The following is a 12,578-nucleotide window of genomic DNA, read 5'->3' on the forward strand; positions in this document are numbered from 1 at the left end:
CACTAGATCGCGTGTTCGGCCACCAGCAGGGCCGGAATAATCCCGATCAGGATCAGAAAAACCATGATCCTGAAATTCAGGCTCCGGAGAAATTTTCTCACATTCATCTTAAGCATTGAAATAATACCCTACTCCCCACTTCGTATGTACATATTTGGGTTCGCTGGGATTCTGCTCGATCTTCTCGCGCAGACGCCGGATATGGACGTCCACTGTCCGCACGTCTCCCGGATAATCATAGCCCCATACCGCGTTGAGCAGATGATCCCGGCTGTAGACTTTGTTCGGATTCAGAGCCATCAGTTCCAGCAGATCAAACTCCTTCGCAGTCAGATTGATCTCCTTTCCTCCGATGGTCAGACGGCGGCCTGTCACAGTCCATATGCAGGTCGCCTTTTTCTATCACCCGGTTTGCCTCCTTCTCCGGCGCTTTTTTCTTTGTACGGCGGATAATGGCCTTGATCCTGGCTTTCACTTCCAGAATATTGAACGGCTTTGTAATATAATCATCCGCTCCGTACTCCAGTCCTAATATCTTGTCCATATCGTCCCCTTTTGCCGTCAGCATCACCACCGGAACGTTAGAGGAACTCCCTGATCTGCTGGCATACCTCAAAACCGGTCAGCTTGGGAAGCATCACATCCAGCAGAATAATGTCATACTCCTTTGCGCGCACCATTTCCAGAGCCTCTTCCCCGTCATATGCGCAGTCTACTTCCATCCCGTCCTGCTCCAGGCTGAACCGGATACCTTTTACAATTAATTTTTCATCATCCACTACCAATACTTTCTGTGCCATCTTTCACCTCAACGAACTACGATCTGATCCTGTATCTTTGAAAAAATGCCTTCTTTGATACCGGGGATCAACATGATCTCCTCGATGCTGACAAAAGGCCCGTTCTGTTCCCGGAATTCAATGATCGCAGCAGCCCGCGTCTCTCCGATCCCGTTCAGCGTCATCAGCTCCTCCGCTCCGGCGGCATTAATATCTATCAGCTCCTCCGCCCGGCTTTCTTTTTCCGGCTGCGTATCCGTGCCTGCGCCAGACAGATTCCCTTCATCCTGCTCCTGAGATGATAAGGTTCCATCTGCATCACCGTCCGATAACTCCGGCCGTGTACTGTCGTATTCCTCACAGGCAAAAACCATCTCGTCTTTATCCTGCAGCGAAAATCCGCAGAAAGACATCCCGCATCCGGCAAGAGCCGCGCACACGGCGCCTGTCAGTATACCAAAGAATACATTTTTCCCAAACTTTATTTTCATGCCTTTCTCCTTTCGAAGAAAAGCTTTCTGTGTCCAGTTTTTATTGTAACGGAGTTGGACAGGAAACACAAGGGCTATCTTAGGTTTCCCATTCAAATAATATAACGCCGCCCACTGCCACCAGAAGCCCGATCAGTTTCCGCCAGGAAAACATTCCCTTATCCAGGCCGAACAGACCCAGAAGCTCTACCGCCCAGGAAACCGTAAGCTGGGCGATCACAATCAGCATGGTCGCCCTGGCCGGCCCCAGGGCAGACATACTCTGGATCACCGTATATGTGATAAAAGCTCCGAAGACACCTCCCAGAAGCATATATTTCGGCGTCACTTTAGCGATGGCCATCAGACTTTCCCGGTCAAACATTGCCCAGATCGCCAGACACGCCAGAAGCGCGCTGAACTGCACCCATGTGGCGGACACCCATACGCTGCTCTGTTTCGTCACCTCCGTATTGAATACTCCCTGCAGGCTCATCAGCGCCCCCGAAAGTAAAGCGATAAAAAATCCGATCATAGAGAGAACCTCCTTTTTACGAACATTTTCTCCCCACGATCGGATTCTTATACACACGGTCAGAAAGACCGTTCCAGTTTTTCCGCCATTTCATCCACGTCCGCTTCCGTGATCACCAGCGGCGGCAGAAAACGCAGCACATTCGTCCCTGCTGTGATGATAATCAGCCCCTGCTCCAGAGCACGGTTTACGATCTCGCCCACAGGTCTGCCGGTTACTTCCAGTCCCTGGATCATGCCTTTTCCACGACGCTCCGCAAGAAAATCGTACTTATCCACCAGATCATCCAGTTTCCGGGTAAGGTATGCCCCCACCTTCTGTACGTGTTCCGTAATATGCTCTTTCTCATAGATGTCCAGCACCTTGCTCACCGCCGCGCATACCAGAGGATTCCCTCCGTAGGTGGTGCCGTGGTCTCCCGGAACCAGCGACGTTTCCGCGGCTTTCTTTCCAACCGCGAACGCTCCCACCGGGACGCCGCATCCAAGGGCCTTCGCCACAGTCATCACATCCGGTTCCACACCGTATTCCTGCCATGCGAACATGTAGCCCGTACGGCCCATGCCGCACTGGATCTCATCCAGGATCAGCAGAAGATCATGTTCATCGCAAAGCTCCCTGACGCCGCGCAGAAAATCTTCCGAAGCCACATAGATACCGCCCTCGCCCTGTATGGTTTCCAGAATAATCGCGCAGGTTTTATCGGTTATCTGCGCTTTTACGCTCTCCAGGTCGTTGTATTCCGCGAAACGCACGCCGCCTATCAGCGGTTCAAAGGGCGTCCGGTAAGATTCCTTCCCGGTAACGGACAGCGCTCCCATACTCCGTCCGTGGAAAGAATGGTTCATGGCGATGATCTCATACCTTTCCGGCCCGTACTTCGTATAAGAATATTTTCTTGCCACCTTCAGCGCCCCTTCGATGGCCTCCGTGCCGCTGTTGGTAAAAAATACTTTTTCCAGTCCGCTGGCCCTGCGCACCTTTTCCGCCGCTTCCGTCATGGGAACAGAATAATACAGGTTTGAAATATGGGTCAGCTTATCCGCCTGGGTCTTCAGCGCTTCCGTATATTCCGGATTACCGTATCCCAGAGACTGTACCCCAATGCCTGCGGCGAAATCCAAATACTCTTTTCCTTCCACATCATAAAGCCGCACGCCTTTCCCATGATCCAGGACAATCTGATACCGGTTGTAGGTGTGCAGAATATTTTCTTCCGCTTTCTCGATATATTCCTTTTCCTTACTCATGATAATACTTTTCCTCCGAATCTCCAAGGATCGCCGTGCCTACGCCCTTGTTGGAGAAGATCTCCAGCAGAAGACTGTGGCGGATCCTTCCGTCCATAATATGCACTCTTGAAACGCCTGCCTCGATGGCGTCGATGCAGTTGGAAAGTTTAGGCAGCATTCCGCCGCCGATGGTACCGCTCCGGATCAGTTCCTTCGCTTCTCCCACATGAATCTCCGAGATCAGAGAATCCTTGTCGTCGAAATCCCGGTAAACCCCTTCGATATCTGTCAGGAACGCCAGCTTCTCCGCTTTCAGGGCCTTGGCGATGGCGCATGCCGCGTCGTCCGCGTTGATATTGTAAGTGTCGAAATTGCCGTCCATCCCCACCGGGCAGACGATCGGGAGAAAGTCCTTTTCCAGCAGGTCGTAGAGAATCTTGGGATCCACTTCCGTGATCTCTCCCACATAGCCGATATCATGCCCGTCGGCGTATTTCTTCTCCACCTTCAGAAGACCGCCGTCCTTCCCGCTGACGCCTACGGCTTTTACTCCCAGCTGCTGTACCATGGACACCAGGCTTTTATTCACCCGGTTCAGCACCATCTCCGCGATCTCCATGGTCTCTGCGTCGGTCACTCTCAGCCCGTTTACGAATTCCGCTTCTTTTCCGACCTTGCTCACCCACTTGCTGATCTCTTTTCCTCCGCCGTGTACGATGATCGGCTTGAAGCCTACCAGTTTCAGCAGGGTCACGTCGCTGATCACGCTCTTTTTCAGTTCTTCGTCCACCATGGCGCTTCCGCCGTATTTCACCACGATAATCTTGCGGTTGAATCTCTGTATATAAGGAAGGGCCTCCACCAGTACGGCGGCCTTCTCCAGGTAAGTTTCCATCTCTTCTCTCATTTCGTCATGCTCCTTCAGCTCCTGTAATCTGCGTTAATGTTGACGTATTCATGGGTCAGGTCGCAGCCCCACGCCGTAGCGCTGCAGGTCCCCATTTTCATATCCGCGATGGCTGTCACATAGTTCTCGGAGAGGATCTTTGTCGCTTCTTCTTCACTGTATCCTGTGGATACGCCGTTTTCGATGATCTTCAGCTTTCCTGCCGCGCTCTCAAAATACAGATCCACTTTCTCCGGATCGAACTGCACGCCCGCATATCCCAGTGCGCACAGGATCCGGCCCCAGTTGGCGTCATGCCCGTAGATCGCCGCCTTCGTCAGGCTGGAAGTGACCACGGACTTGCTCAGAGTCACGGCGTCTGCCTTGCTGGCTGCTCCGATTACCTTCACCTCAAACAGGCAGGTCGCTCCCTCTCCGTCCCCGGCGATCTTCTTCGCCAGTTCTGTATTCACGTAATGAAGCGCTTCTTTGAACGCCTGATAATTCTCGTCCTCCCGGTCAATAACCGGATTTTCCGCCATGCCGTTGGCCAGCAGCAGCACCGTGTCATTAGTGGAAGTATCTCCATCCACCGAGATCATATTGTAGGTATCCTGCACATCCTCGCTCAGCGCCTTCTGAAGCAGTTCCTTCGTGATCGCCGCGTCTGTCGTCACAAAAGCAAGCATCGTGCACATATTGGGGTGAATCATGCCGGAGCCCTTGCACATGCCTCCCACCGTCACATCCTTATCTCCGATCCGGATCCGGACCGCCGCATACTTGGGCTTCGTGTCCGTAGTCATGATCGCTTTCGCCGCTTCCAGACCCGCTTCCTCTGTGGAGGCCTTGCTCTCTGCCAGAAGGCCGACGCCCTTCGCGATGCGGTCTATCGGAAGCTGCATGCCGATCACTCCTGTGGATGCCACCAGCACGGAACTCTCCGGGATATGAAGGGCCTTGGCCGCGGCGGCAGCCGTCTCTTTGCAGTAACCGTATCCTTCCGCTCCCGTACAGGCGTTGGCGATACCGGAATTGATCACCACCGCTCTGGCTTCCTCTCCGCCGTAAACGACCTCCTGGTCCCACTTTACCGGCGCGGCTTTTACCACATTCGTCGTAAATGTTCCCGCAGTGACGCAGGGAGCCTGGCTGTACACCAGCGCCATATCCTTTCTGTCCTTATACTTGATCTGCGCTTCCGCAGCCGCCGCCTCAAATCCTCTGGCAGCCGTCACGCCTCCGGCGATGATCTCCATATCTACTCCTCCTCGATAAATGCCGTGATATTTTCTTTATTTAATATAAAATCATAATAGTTCAGATCTTTTCGCTCCGTCCATCCGATCCGGTTCCAGAACGCATTTCCAATATCGTTCCTCGTAAACGCGATCAGGCTGACATTGGTGATCTGCTCCTCCTGCAGCGCTTTCATACAGGCCACCACCATGGCCTTTCCCACTCCATGTCTGCGGTATCCTTTCCGCACGCATACATGGTAGAGACATCCTCTTCTTCCGTCGTGTCCGCAGAGAATCGCTCCGATCAGCTTATCCCCATCCCATGCGGTCATGCTGGTGGCGGGATTTCTCTTCAGGAACCGGGCGATACCCTCTCTGGAATCGTCCATGCTGCGCAGGCCAAATCCTCCGATCGTCTTCCACAGCGCGTATACCTTGTCGTAATCCTCGATCGTCATGACCCGTATATCTATATCCATCGTTTCTCTGTCCTTCCCTGCCTGTTTACGGGAACAGCGGAGCCATCCTGAGTCCCTCCGCCTCGTCCAGTCCGAATACCAGGTTCATATTCTGCACAGCCTGTCCGGCCGCGCCTTTTACCAGATTGTCCATAGCGCCCATCATGATGATGCGTTTTGTCCTGGGATCGATCTTGAATCCCACGTCCACATAATTGCTGCCTTCCACCCACCGGGTCTGGGGGCACACATCCTGCTCCAGCACGCGGACAAACCGTTCCTTATCATAATATCGGTCATAGACCGCTTTCACTTCTTCCCAGGTCACTTCTCTCTTCAAAGAAGCATAGGCTGTCACCAGAATCCCCCTCTGCATGGGCACCAGATGCGGCGTAAAGCTGATCGTCACCGGCTCTCCTGCCGCCAGCGACAGTTCCTGCTCGATCTCCGGCGTATGGCGGTGGGTCGCCACTCCATATGCCTTGATGTTCTCATTGACCTCACAAAACAGATTGTCAACCTTCGCCCCTCTGCCCGCGCCGGATGTCCCGGACTTGGCGTCAATGATCACGGTGGATGGATCGATCAGCCCTTCTTTCAGCAGCGGATAGATGGACAGGATACTGCAGGTGGGATAACATCCCGGATTCGCCACCAGACGCGCCTTTTTCACCGCCTCCCGGTTGATCTCGCACAGCCCGTATACGGCTTCGTCCAGATACTGTTTCGCCTTGTGTTCGATCCCGTACCACTCCTCGTAAACCGCCGCGTCCTTGATGCGGAAATCCGCGCTCAGATCGATCACCTTTACCTTATTTAATATATCGTCGTTTACCAGCGACGCGCACAGGCCCTGAGGCGTGGCGGTGAAAATCACATCCACCTGCTTCGCCATCTCTTCCATATTGTCGTCCAGACACCGGTCGTCCACCAGCTGGAACATATTCTGATATACTTTAGCGTACTTCTGGTCCACATAGCTTCTGGAACCGTACCATTTAATCTCGGCCTCCTTATGCCCCAGCAGAAGGCGGACCAGCTCCCCTCCGGCATAGCCGGTGGCTCCGATGATTCCAACTTTTATCATAATCTCTTCCTCTTTTCTGATCTGTACTGAAAACTAATTCCCATCATATAACAAACAGAAGCCGAAGTAAATACCTCCACCCTGTTTTTTTGCATGTTTTCTCATTCCACTCGCATAATTATACATTTATTATTGAATTTATGCAATATATTTTTATAAAAAAGTCATTTAATGCATATTTTTTCACTTGCATTCCATCTGCACATGATGTATAGTAGTATGCAGCAAATCCATTATAAAAGAATATTACAGAGGAGAATCGATTTATGAAAGAAAAAGTAGTTCTTGCTTATTCCGGCGGACTGGATACCACCGCCATCATCCCCTGGCTGAAAGAGAACTTCGGTTATGAAGTGATCTGCTGCTGTGTAGACTGCGGACAGGGCAATGAGTTGGACGGACTGGACGAGAGAGCAAAATTGTCCGGCGCGTCTAAATTATACATCGAAGACATCACCGACGATTTTGCCGAGAATTATATCATGCCCTGCGTACAGGCAAACGCAGTATATGAAAACAAATACCTGCTGGGAACTTCCATGGCACGTCCGGCAATCGCCAAAAAGCTGGTGGAGATCGCCCGCAAGGAAGGCGCTTCCGCCATCTGTCACGGCGCTACCGGAAAAGGGAACGACCAGATCCGTTTCGAGCTGAGCATCAAAGCGCTGGCCCCGGACCTGAAGATCATCGCTCCCTGGAGAATGACCGACGTCTGGACCATGCAGTCCAGAGAAGACGAGATCGAGTACTGCAAAAAGCACGGAATCGACCTTCCGTTTGACCACAGCCACAGCTACAGCCGCGACCGCAACTTATGGCACATCAGTCATGAAGGTCTGGAACTGGAGGATCCGGCCAATGAGCCTAACTACGACCACATGCTGGTGCTGGGCGTAACGCCGGAAAAAGCCCCGGATGAAGCGGAATACGTCACCATGACTTTTGAGAAAGGCGTCCCCACATCCATCAACGGAAAATCGATGAAAGTGGCCGACATTATCCGCGAGCTGAACCGTCTGGGCGGCAAGCACGGCATCGGTATCGTAGATATCGTGGAAAACCGCGTGGTAGGCATGAAATCCCGCGGCGTATACGAGACTCCGGGCGGAACGATCCTGATGGAAGCGCATCAGCAGCTGGAAGAGCTGATCCTGGACCGCGCTACCATGGAAGCGAAAAAAGACATGGGCAATAAGATGGCCCAGATCGTATACGAAGGAAAATGGTTCACTCCGCTCCGCGAAGCCGTACAGGCATTCGTGACCAGCACCCAGGAGTATGTGACCGGCGAAGTAAAATTCAAGCTCTACAAGGGCAACATCATCAAAGCCGGCACCACTTCCCCGTACAGCCTGTATAACGAATCCCTGGCCTCCTTCACCACCGGAGATATGTACGACCATCACGACGCCAGCGGTTTCATCACTCTGTTCGGACTTCCGCTGAAGGTCCGCGCCATGAAGCTGGCGGAAGCCAAGAAAAATCAGAATTAAATAGTATCTAAAAGCAGGATGGGTCTGTCTCACTAAACAGTCGGCAAGATGACCCGTCCTGTTTCCGTATCTTCATTCTTGTTAAGCAAAGGACAGATCGCGGTTATCAATTCTAATATTCTTCATTATGCCGCGGCCGCGCCGGAATGCACGCTGCATTCTCTGGTTTTCAGTCCTTTACTGATCACTGGAAACAGTGAATCCATATTTGCCAAAAAATATATCCAACCCCTTTTATCCATCCGTTCATTTTCCGGTTTCCAGATCAGTGAAGCGGATACTTCGCAGGTATCCGGCTGGTTCAACCGCGCGTTCGAGGCGCTGGCAAACGATGTATGGGGATATGAATTTGTCGTCCGGGAAAGTCTTTCACAGATCTGCCTCTATCTCTACAGACAATTCGAATCGCGGATGGACGCTGCATCCCCGCCTCCTGACCAGGATAATCTCCGCATCCGAAAGATGCTGGATTTCCTGCACGAAAATTTTGCCCACAGTATATCGCTGAAAGAAATAGCCGCCGCGGCGGATATCAGCGAACGGGAATGCCTGCGATGCTTTCAGAAAATGCTTCAGATATCCCCGATCCAATATTTATTAAAGTACCGGGTCATGCAGGGAGCCAAGATGCTGCTTGAGGATCCGGCGGCCAGTATCTCAGAGGCTGCGGTCCGCTGCGGGTTTGACAGCCCCAGCAATTTCACAAAAATGTTCAGACGCTTTTATAACTGTACGCCGCGGGAATACAGGCACATGCAAATAGACGGGCCTGTCCGTCATCACTGATTTATTGACAGAGCAATTTTTGATTCCATAAGTCAAATCAGCAGCCCTTTCATATAGTCCAACACCACATCTCCGATATAGGCTGCATCCTCCGCCGCATAGGCCGCCGGGAAATTATCCGAAAAAAAGGATCTGCGCGGAAGCAGGGTATTCTTCATCACCTGCCCACAGGACGAAGCACAGCTTAAGATTTTCCAGAAACTGAAATTCGTATGCTGCGTCCCCGTAGTTTCGGGGAGCCCCTTTCAGCTTCTCCATGATATTTTTGAACGCATCCAGCCTGTTCCCGAACATTCTGGCCAGCCTCATTATACAGCGGCCGTAAAACTGACGATAATATACCTCGCCCCACGGGAGATCCCGGTAAGAAAGAAGATTTCCCGTGGCATCCATATAATCTCCTTCTGTAAAATAGCGGAGCAGCAATACTTTTGCATGAATATCATCGCACAGAACCGCCTGCCCCTCTTCTTCGTCCTGGCAGTGAATCTCCAGATCCGGATAACTGACCGTATAATTTTTCTCCATAAATTTCACGAGAAAAAGCCGGGTATTTTCGTCATATGGAATTCCCAGGCGCCGACTGATATCCTTTGGGTCCATATTCTGATATTCCGCAAGGTAATAATGATAGGGCTGCATTTCCAAGCTGTGTTTCTCATACTGTTCCTGTAGCATGTGATCCCTCCTGTTTCGATGCGAGAGAAATCAGAAAATTCTGCCAGGCGTTCAATGGTTTCCGGTTTTTCAGACAGTTCTTTTCCCGTCAGGCCCTCTTTCATGATCGCGGGATCCGTTCCGAGGCAGACCGCAACCTGTTCAGGTCTCCATATATTTTCATACATCATCTCCCGACTGTCTTCGGTTACTTTATTTAAAACATAATAGAAAGGCTTCCCAATGCTCTCTGCCAGTTCCCCGACCTTCTTGGAGAGCTGCAGTGATTCATAAGAAGGATCTACAATCATAAGCACCAGATCTACGCCATTATCAATTCCCCTGCCGAAATGTTCCACTCCGGCTTCCATATCCAGCAGCGCGAACTGGTTTTCGGCAAGCCGCAGGTTCTGGACAAACTGTGTCATGACCGTTCCCATTGCGCAGGAGCAGCCCTCATTGGCCTGATGGATTTTCCCGCTGACCATCAGTTTCACCCCGTCCTTCAGGTTGTAATATTTTTCCGGAATATCTTTCATTGTCCAGGTCTCCTGGAAAAACTGGTGAGTGAACTCCGATAACATCATATCATTCAATACATTCTCTTTTCCCCCGAAATATCCTGTAAAATCCCCGGGAAGTTCCATGCCCAGCTGTCTGTGAAGCCCATAATTAGATTCATCCGAATCGATCACCAGCACTTCGTTTCCCCGCCTTGCCAGAGCTTTCGCCAGCAGGCTGGTGACCGTGCTTTTTCCGCATCCGCCTTTTCCGCATATTGTCACTTTCATACAAGCATCTCCTATAGTTTCTAAATCCTCATGCCCGCTGATACGGGCACCGCCATGCATGAAAGCCCTCGGATTGCTCCGTGCTTTCATAGTAAATTTTTGAGGTAGTCTTCCAGGCCGACGCCCTCCGGGATCGTAAATCCGCATTGGCAACATACACTGTCCCCTACGGTCAGGCCGTCTCTTTCAAACACCTCAATGCCGTCTCCGGCTCCGCATTCAGGGCAGGCCATCTCTTTGATCATGACCATCCTCCGAACATCCTGACAATCCGCAAATACAGCCATTTTTTTCACCAGCTTTCTATAAAATCTTCTCGCTTCATATACCCAGTTTTTCTATGATCCCTTTCAGCGCTTCTCTGACCGGAGAGTCCGCCGGAAGCTGCACCGTGGGGCGTCCCTCGCAGTCGAAGCGGTATACGTCGTCGTCCTGAGGGACGACTCCCAGCAGGTCCAGATTCTGCTTCTGGATTTCTTCCATCGTTCCTTTGTCCAGTTCTCCGCCCGGCGCCCGGTTGACGATCAGGCCTACTTTCTTCGGATGAAAATTCAGTTCTTTCATCAGCGCCGCGATTCTTCCGGCCGCCTGTACTCCTCTCCGCGAGCAGTCGCTGACCAGGATCGCGATCTCCATATTCGGAAGAATCCCTCTGCTGATATGCTCCATACCTGCCTCATTGTCCACCACGATATAAGGGTAATGGCTCTGCAGCTTCTGAACCTGCGTCTGTACGATCCCATTTACAAAGCAGTAGCATCCCTGCCCCTGAGATCTGCCCATCACCATCAGATTCATAGTCGTCTTCTTCCGTCAGGGCGTCGGCGAGCCGGCTTTCCAGATAGGCTGCTTTGGTAATACCGGCGGGTATTTTGTATCTTGGATCGACACCGGCCCTTTCAATTTCTTCCCGGAGCTCTCCAACGTCACTCCTGTTTCCACTCCCAGCACCTCGTTAAGATTTGCGTTTGCGTCCGCATCTACGGCCAGTACCGGTTTTTTTCCCGGTTTCGCAGAGATACTGGATCAGCAGGCCGCACAGCGTGGTCTTTCCCACGCCGCCTTTTCCCGATACTGCGATAATATGTCCCATAATGTCCTCCTGTACATTTTGTATGTTTATAAACATAGTGTTGATTATTTCGTTAAATCTATTATAATAAAACTGTACCGTGTTTCAATCGTCAGATTCAGGAAGCTGTATGATTCCTGAACACTTTTGTATAATTGTACAGAAAGAGGTGTCTGTTTTGAGTTCCAAAAGAAATGGCCAGTCCGTGGACCGGCGTACCAGATATACACAGAATGTCATCCGCGATTCCCTGCTGTCCCTGATGCAGCAGAAACCATTCACCAAAGTTACGGTCACGGAGATCTGCAAACTGTCGGAGATCAACCGGGGAACTTTTTACCTTCATTATTATGATCTGGATGACGTCCTGGACGATATCATAGAAAAAACCATTCAGGACACAACGCAGGTCTTCGACCATGTGATGTGTCCTGAAAAAGACCGATGCACTTACCCTTTCTGCCGGAAAGTACAGGAAAGCCGGGAATTTCGCATTCTTTTTTCCGACGAGACCGCTTCTGCCCGGCTGCTGGATAAACTCTGCGAACTTTCAAAGGAAGATTTTATTACCAGGCTCATGCAGAACAGCCTGCTCTCTTACGAACAGGCTGAAGCATTACTCTACTTTCAGATGAACGGCTGTCTGGCTATCAACAAACGCATGCTGAAGAACAACTGCAGAGACTGGGGGAGTATCCAGCAGGTGATTGACCGTTTTATAAAATCCGGTCTGGAAAGCTTCCTGATCAAAGATGAACGCCGGAATATGCCGCCAGATCATGAAGAATCTCCGTCAGATCCCCGTCCAGTCCGTAAGACTTTTCCCGGATCTCATCCGGGATAAAAATCTCGCCCAGGTTAATCGTCACATAAACAGCCTGCGGTTCCTGTGCCGCAAGCCGCATCAAAGGCGCTTTGATCAGCTGATTTCTCCACCCGATGCCTAATTCCAGGATGACCAGCTTCTTTCCATGATATCGTTCCAGGAATATCTCCAGGCGCTTTCGGCTCTCCATATCCAGGATGAAATTCCTGTCAGTTTCCATATGTACCTGCATAGATCCGCCGCAGACCGAACACGCGATCTAGTG

Annotated in this window: 14 protein-coding genes and 2 pseudogenes; 3 read left to right on the plus strand and 13 right to left on the minus strand. The window is 51.3% G+C overall.

What is annotated here, in order from left to right; all coding sequences use genetic code 11:
- Nucleotides 1-108: 108 nt before the first annotated feature.
- The 8 genes and pseudogenes from ABGT54_RS04060 to argC form a co-directional block, all read right to left on the minus strand.
- Nucleotides 109-800: pseudogene (locus ABGT54_RS04060) on the minus strand (response regulator transcription factor).
- Between the two features lie 8 nt (nucleotides 801-808).
- Nucleotides 809-1,270 carry a helix-hairpin-helix domain-containing protein gene (locus ABGT54_RS04065; RefSeq protein WP_087153787.1) on the minus strand — a complete coding sequence of 154 codons (462 nt, stop codon included), beginning with the start codon at nucleotides 1,268-1,270 and terminating at the stop codon, nucleotides 809-811.
- Between the two features lie 79 nt (nucleotides 1,271-1,349).
- On the minus strand, nucleotides 1,350-1,784 hold the full coding sequence (locus ABGT54_RS04070) for a DMT family transporter (protein ID WP_087153786.1): 435 nt from the start codon (nucleotides 1,782-1,784) through the stop codon (nucleotides 1,350-1,352).
- A gap of 59 nt (nucleotides 1,785-1,843) precedes the next feature.
- Entirely contained in the window at nucleotides 1,844-3,034 is a 1,191-nt protein-coding gene (locus tag ABGT54_RS04075; RefSeq protein WP_346662952.1) for an aspartate aminotransferase family protein, read from the minus strand.
- A complete protein-coding gene (argB, locus tag ABGT54_RS04080; RefSeq protein ID WP_087153784.1) occupies nucleotides 3,027-3,923 on the minus strand; it encodes an acetylglutamate kinase in 897 nt (298 codons plus the stop codon). Before argB ends, ABGT54_RS04075 begins: the two co-directional genes overlap by 8 nt.
- Before the next feature lie 14 nt (nucleotides 3,924-3,937).
- Nucleotides 3,938-5,161: a bifunctional glutamate N-acetyltransferase/amino-acid acetyltransferase ArgJ gene (gene argJ, locus ABGT54_RS04085; RefSeq protein ID WP_346662953.1), complete on the minus strand. Its 1,224-nt coding sequence runs from the start codon at nucleotides 5,159-5,161 to the stop codon at nucleotides 3,938-3,940.
- A gap of 2 nt (nucleotides 5,162-5,163) precedes the next feature.
- A complete protein-coding gene (locus ABGT54_RS04090; protein ID WP_346662954.1) occupies nucleotides 5,164-5,622 on the minus strand; it encodes a GNAT family N-acetyltransferase in 459 nt (152 codons plus the stop codon).
- A gap of 25 nt (nucleotides 5,623-5,647) precedes the next feature.
- Nucleotides 5,648-6,688: an N-acetyl-gamma-glutamyl-phosphate reductase gene (gene argC / locus ABGT54_RS04095; protein ID WP_346662955.1), complete on the minus strand. Its 1,041-nt coding sequence runs from the start codon at nucleotides 6,686-6,688 to the stop codon at nucleotides 5,648-5,650.
- A 266-nt stretch (nucleotides 6,689-6,954) separates the two neighbouring features.
- Here argC and ABGT54_RS04100 point away from each other — a divergent pair, with 266 nt between their 5' ends.
- Nucleotides 6,955-8,181 carry an argininosuccinate synthase gene (locus tag ABGT54_RS04100; protein ID WP_346662956.1) on the plus strand — a complete coding sequence of 409 codons (1,227 nt, stop codon included), beginning with the start codon at nucleotides 6,955-6,957 and terminating at the stop codon, nucleotides 8,179-8,181.
- A gap of 48 nt (nucleotides 8,182-8,229) precedes the next feature.
- On the plus strand, nucleotides 8,230-8,967 hold the full coding sequence (locus ABGT54_RS04105) for an AraC family transcriptional regulator (protein WP_346662957.1): 738 nt from the start codon (nucleotides 8,230-8,232) through the stop codon (nucleotides 8,965-8,967).
- Between the two features lie 114 nt (nucleotides 8,968-9,081).
- Here the strand turns inward: ABGT54_RS04105 and ABGT54_RS04110 are convergent, their stop codons facing one another.
- From ABGT54_RS04110 to ABGT54_RS04125, 4 genes and pseudogenes are all read right to left on the minus strand, one after another.
- A complete protein-coding gene (locus tag ABGT54_RS04110; protein WP_346662960.1) occupies nucleotides 9,082-9,609 on the minus strand; it encodes a DUF3786 domain-containing protein in 528 nt (175 codons plus the stop codon).
- The gene (locus tag ABGT54_RS04115; RefSeq protein ID WP_346662958.1) at nucleotides 9,501-10,415 is read right to left on the minus strand and encodes a P-loop NTPase; all 915 of its coding nucleotides are present in this window, start codon (nucleotides 10,413-10,415) and stop codon (nucleotides 9,501-9,503) included. The genes ABGT54_RS04110 and ABGT54_RS04115 overlap by 109 nt, the downstream gene beginning before the upstream one ends.
- Before the next feature lie 86 nt (nucleotides 10,416-10,501).
- On the minus strand, nucleotides 10,502-10,660 hold the full coding sequence (locus tag ABGT54_RS04120) for a hypothetical protein (RefSeq protein ID WP_191397339.1): 159 nt from the start codon (nucleotides 10,658-10,660) through the stop codon (nucleotides 10,502-10,504).
- A gap of 76 nt (nucleotides 10,661-10,736) precedes the next feature.
- Nucleotides 10,737-11,508, minus strand: a pseudogene (locus ABGT54_RS04125) (AAA family ATPase).
- 157 nt (nucleotides 11,509-11,665) lie between these two features.
- Between ABGT54_RS04125 and ABGT54_RS04130 the strand changes: the two are divergent.
- Nucleotides 11,666-12,331, plus strand: coding sequence for a TetR/AcrR family transcriptional regulator (locus tag ABGT54_RS04130; protein WP_191411510.1), 666 nt, complete (start codon nucleotides 11,666-11,668; stop codon nucleotides 12,329-12,331).
- Here ABGT54_RS04130 and ABGT54_RS04135 read toward each other — a convergent pair.
- On the minus strand, nucleotides 12,234-12,533 hold the full coding sequence (locus ABGT54_RS04135) for a hypothetical protein (RefSeq protein ID WP_346662959.1): 300 nt from the start codon (nucleotides 12,531-12,533) through the stop codon (nucleotides 12,234-12,236). The two genes, ABGT54_RS04130 and ABGT54_RS04135, sit on opposite strands and share 98 nt — an antisense overlap.
- Nucleotides 12,534-12,578: the final 45 nt, after the last annotated feature.

Source organism: uncultured Merdimonas sp. (assembly GCF_963929015.1).
Classification (GTDB): domain Bacteria; phylum Bacillota; class Clostridia; order Lachnospirales; family Lachnospiraceae; genus Merdimonas.

What these genes read in the sequence shown, in the direction of transcription:
- ABGT54_RS04075 (WP_346662952.1), bottom strand. Translation starts at nt 3,034, where the DNA reads ATGAGTAAGGAAAAGGAATATATCGAGAAAGCGGAAGAAAATATTCTG.
- ABGT54_RS04135 (WP_346662959.1), bottom strand. Translation starts at nt 12,533, where the DNA reads ATGGAAACTGACAGGAATTTCATCCTGGATATGGAGAGCCGAAAGCGC.
- argJ (WP_346662953.1), bottom strand. Translation starts at nt 5,161, where the DNA reads ATGGAGATCATCGCCGGAGGCGTGACGGCTGCCAGAGGATTTGAGGCG.
- ABGT54_RS04120 (WP_191397339.1), bottom strand. Translation starts at nt 10,660, where the DNA reads ATGATCAAAGAGATGGCCTGCCCTGAATGCGGAGCCGGAGACGGCATT.
- ABGT54_RS04065 (WP_087153787.1), bottom strand. Translation starts at nt 1,270, where the DNA reads ATGAAAATAAAGTTTGGGAAAAATGTATTCTTTGGTATACTGACAGGC.
- ABGT54_RS04105 (WP_346662957.1), top strand. Translation starts at nt 8,230, where the DNA reads ATGACCCGTCCTGTTTCCGTATCTTCATTCTTGTTAAGCAAAGGACAG.
- argB (WP_087153784.1), bottom strand. Translation starts at nt 3,923, where the DNA reads ATGAGAGAAGAGATGGAAACTTACCTGGAGAAGGCCGCCGTACTGGTG.
- ABGT54_RS04100 (WP_346662956.1), top strand. Translation starts at nt 6,955, where the DNA reads ATGAAAGAAAAAGTAGTTCTTGCTTATTCCGGCGGACTGGATACCACC.
- ABGT54_RS04090 (WP_346662954.1), bottom strand. Translation starts at nt 5,622, where the DNA reads ATGGATATAGATATACGGGTCATGACGATCGAGGATTACGACAAGGTA.
- ABGT54_RS04115 (WP_346662958.1), bottom strand. Translation starts at nt 10,415, where the DNA reads ATGAAAGTGACAATATGCGGAAAAGGCGGATGCGGAAAAAGCACGGTC.
- argC (WP_346662955.1), bottom strand. Translation starts at nt 6,688, where the DNA reads ATGATAAAAGTTGGAATCATCGGAGCCACCGGCTATGCCGGAGGGGAG.
- ABGT54_RS04070 (WP_087153786.1), bottom strand. Translation starts at nt 1,784, where the DNA reads ATGATCGGATTTTTTATCGCTTTACTTTCGGGGGCGCTGATGAGCCTG.
- ABGT54_RS04110 (WP_346662960.1), bottom strand. Translation starts at nt 9,609, where the DNA reads ATGCAGCCCTATCATTATTACCTTGCGGAATATCAGAATATGGACCCA.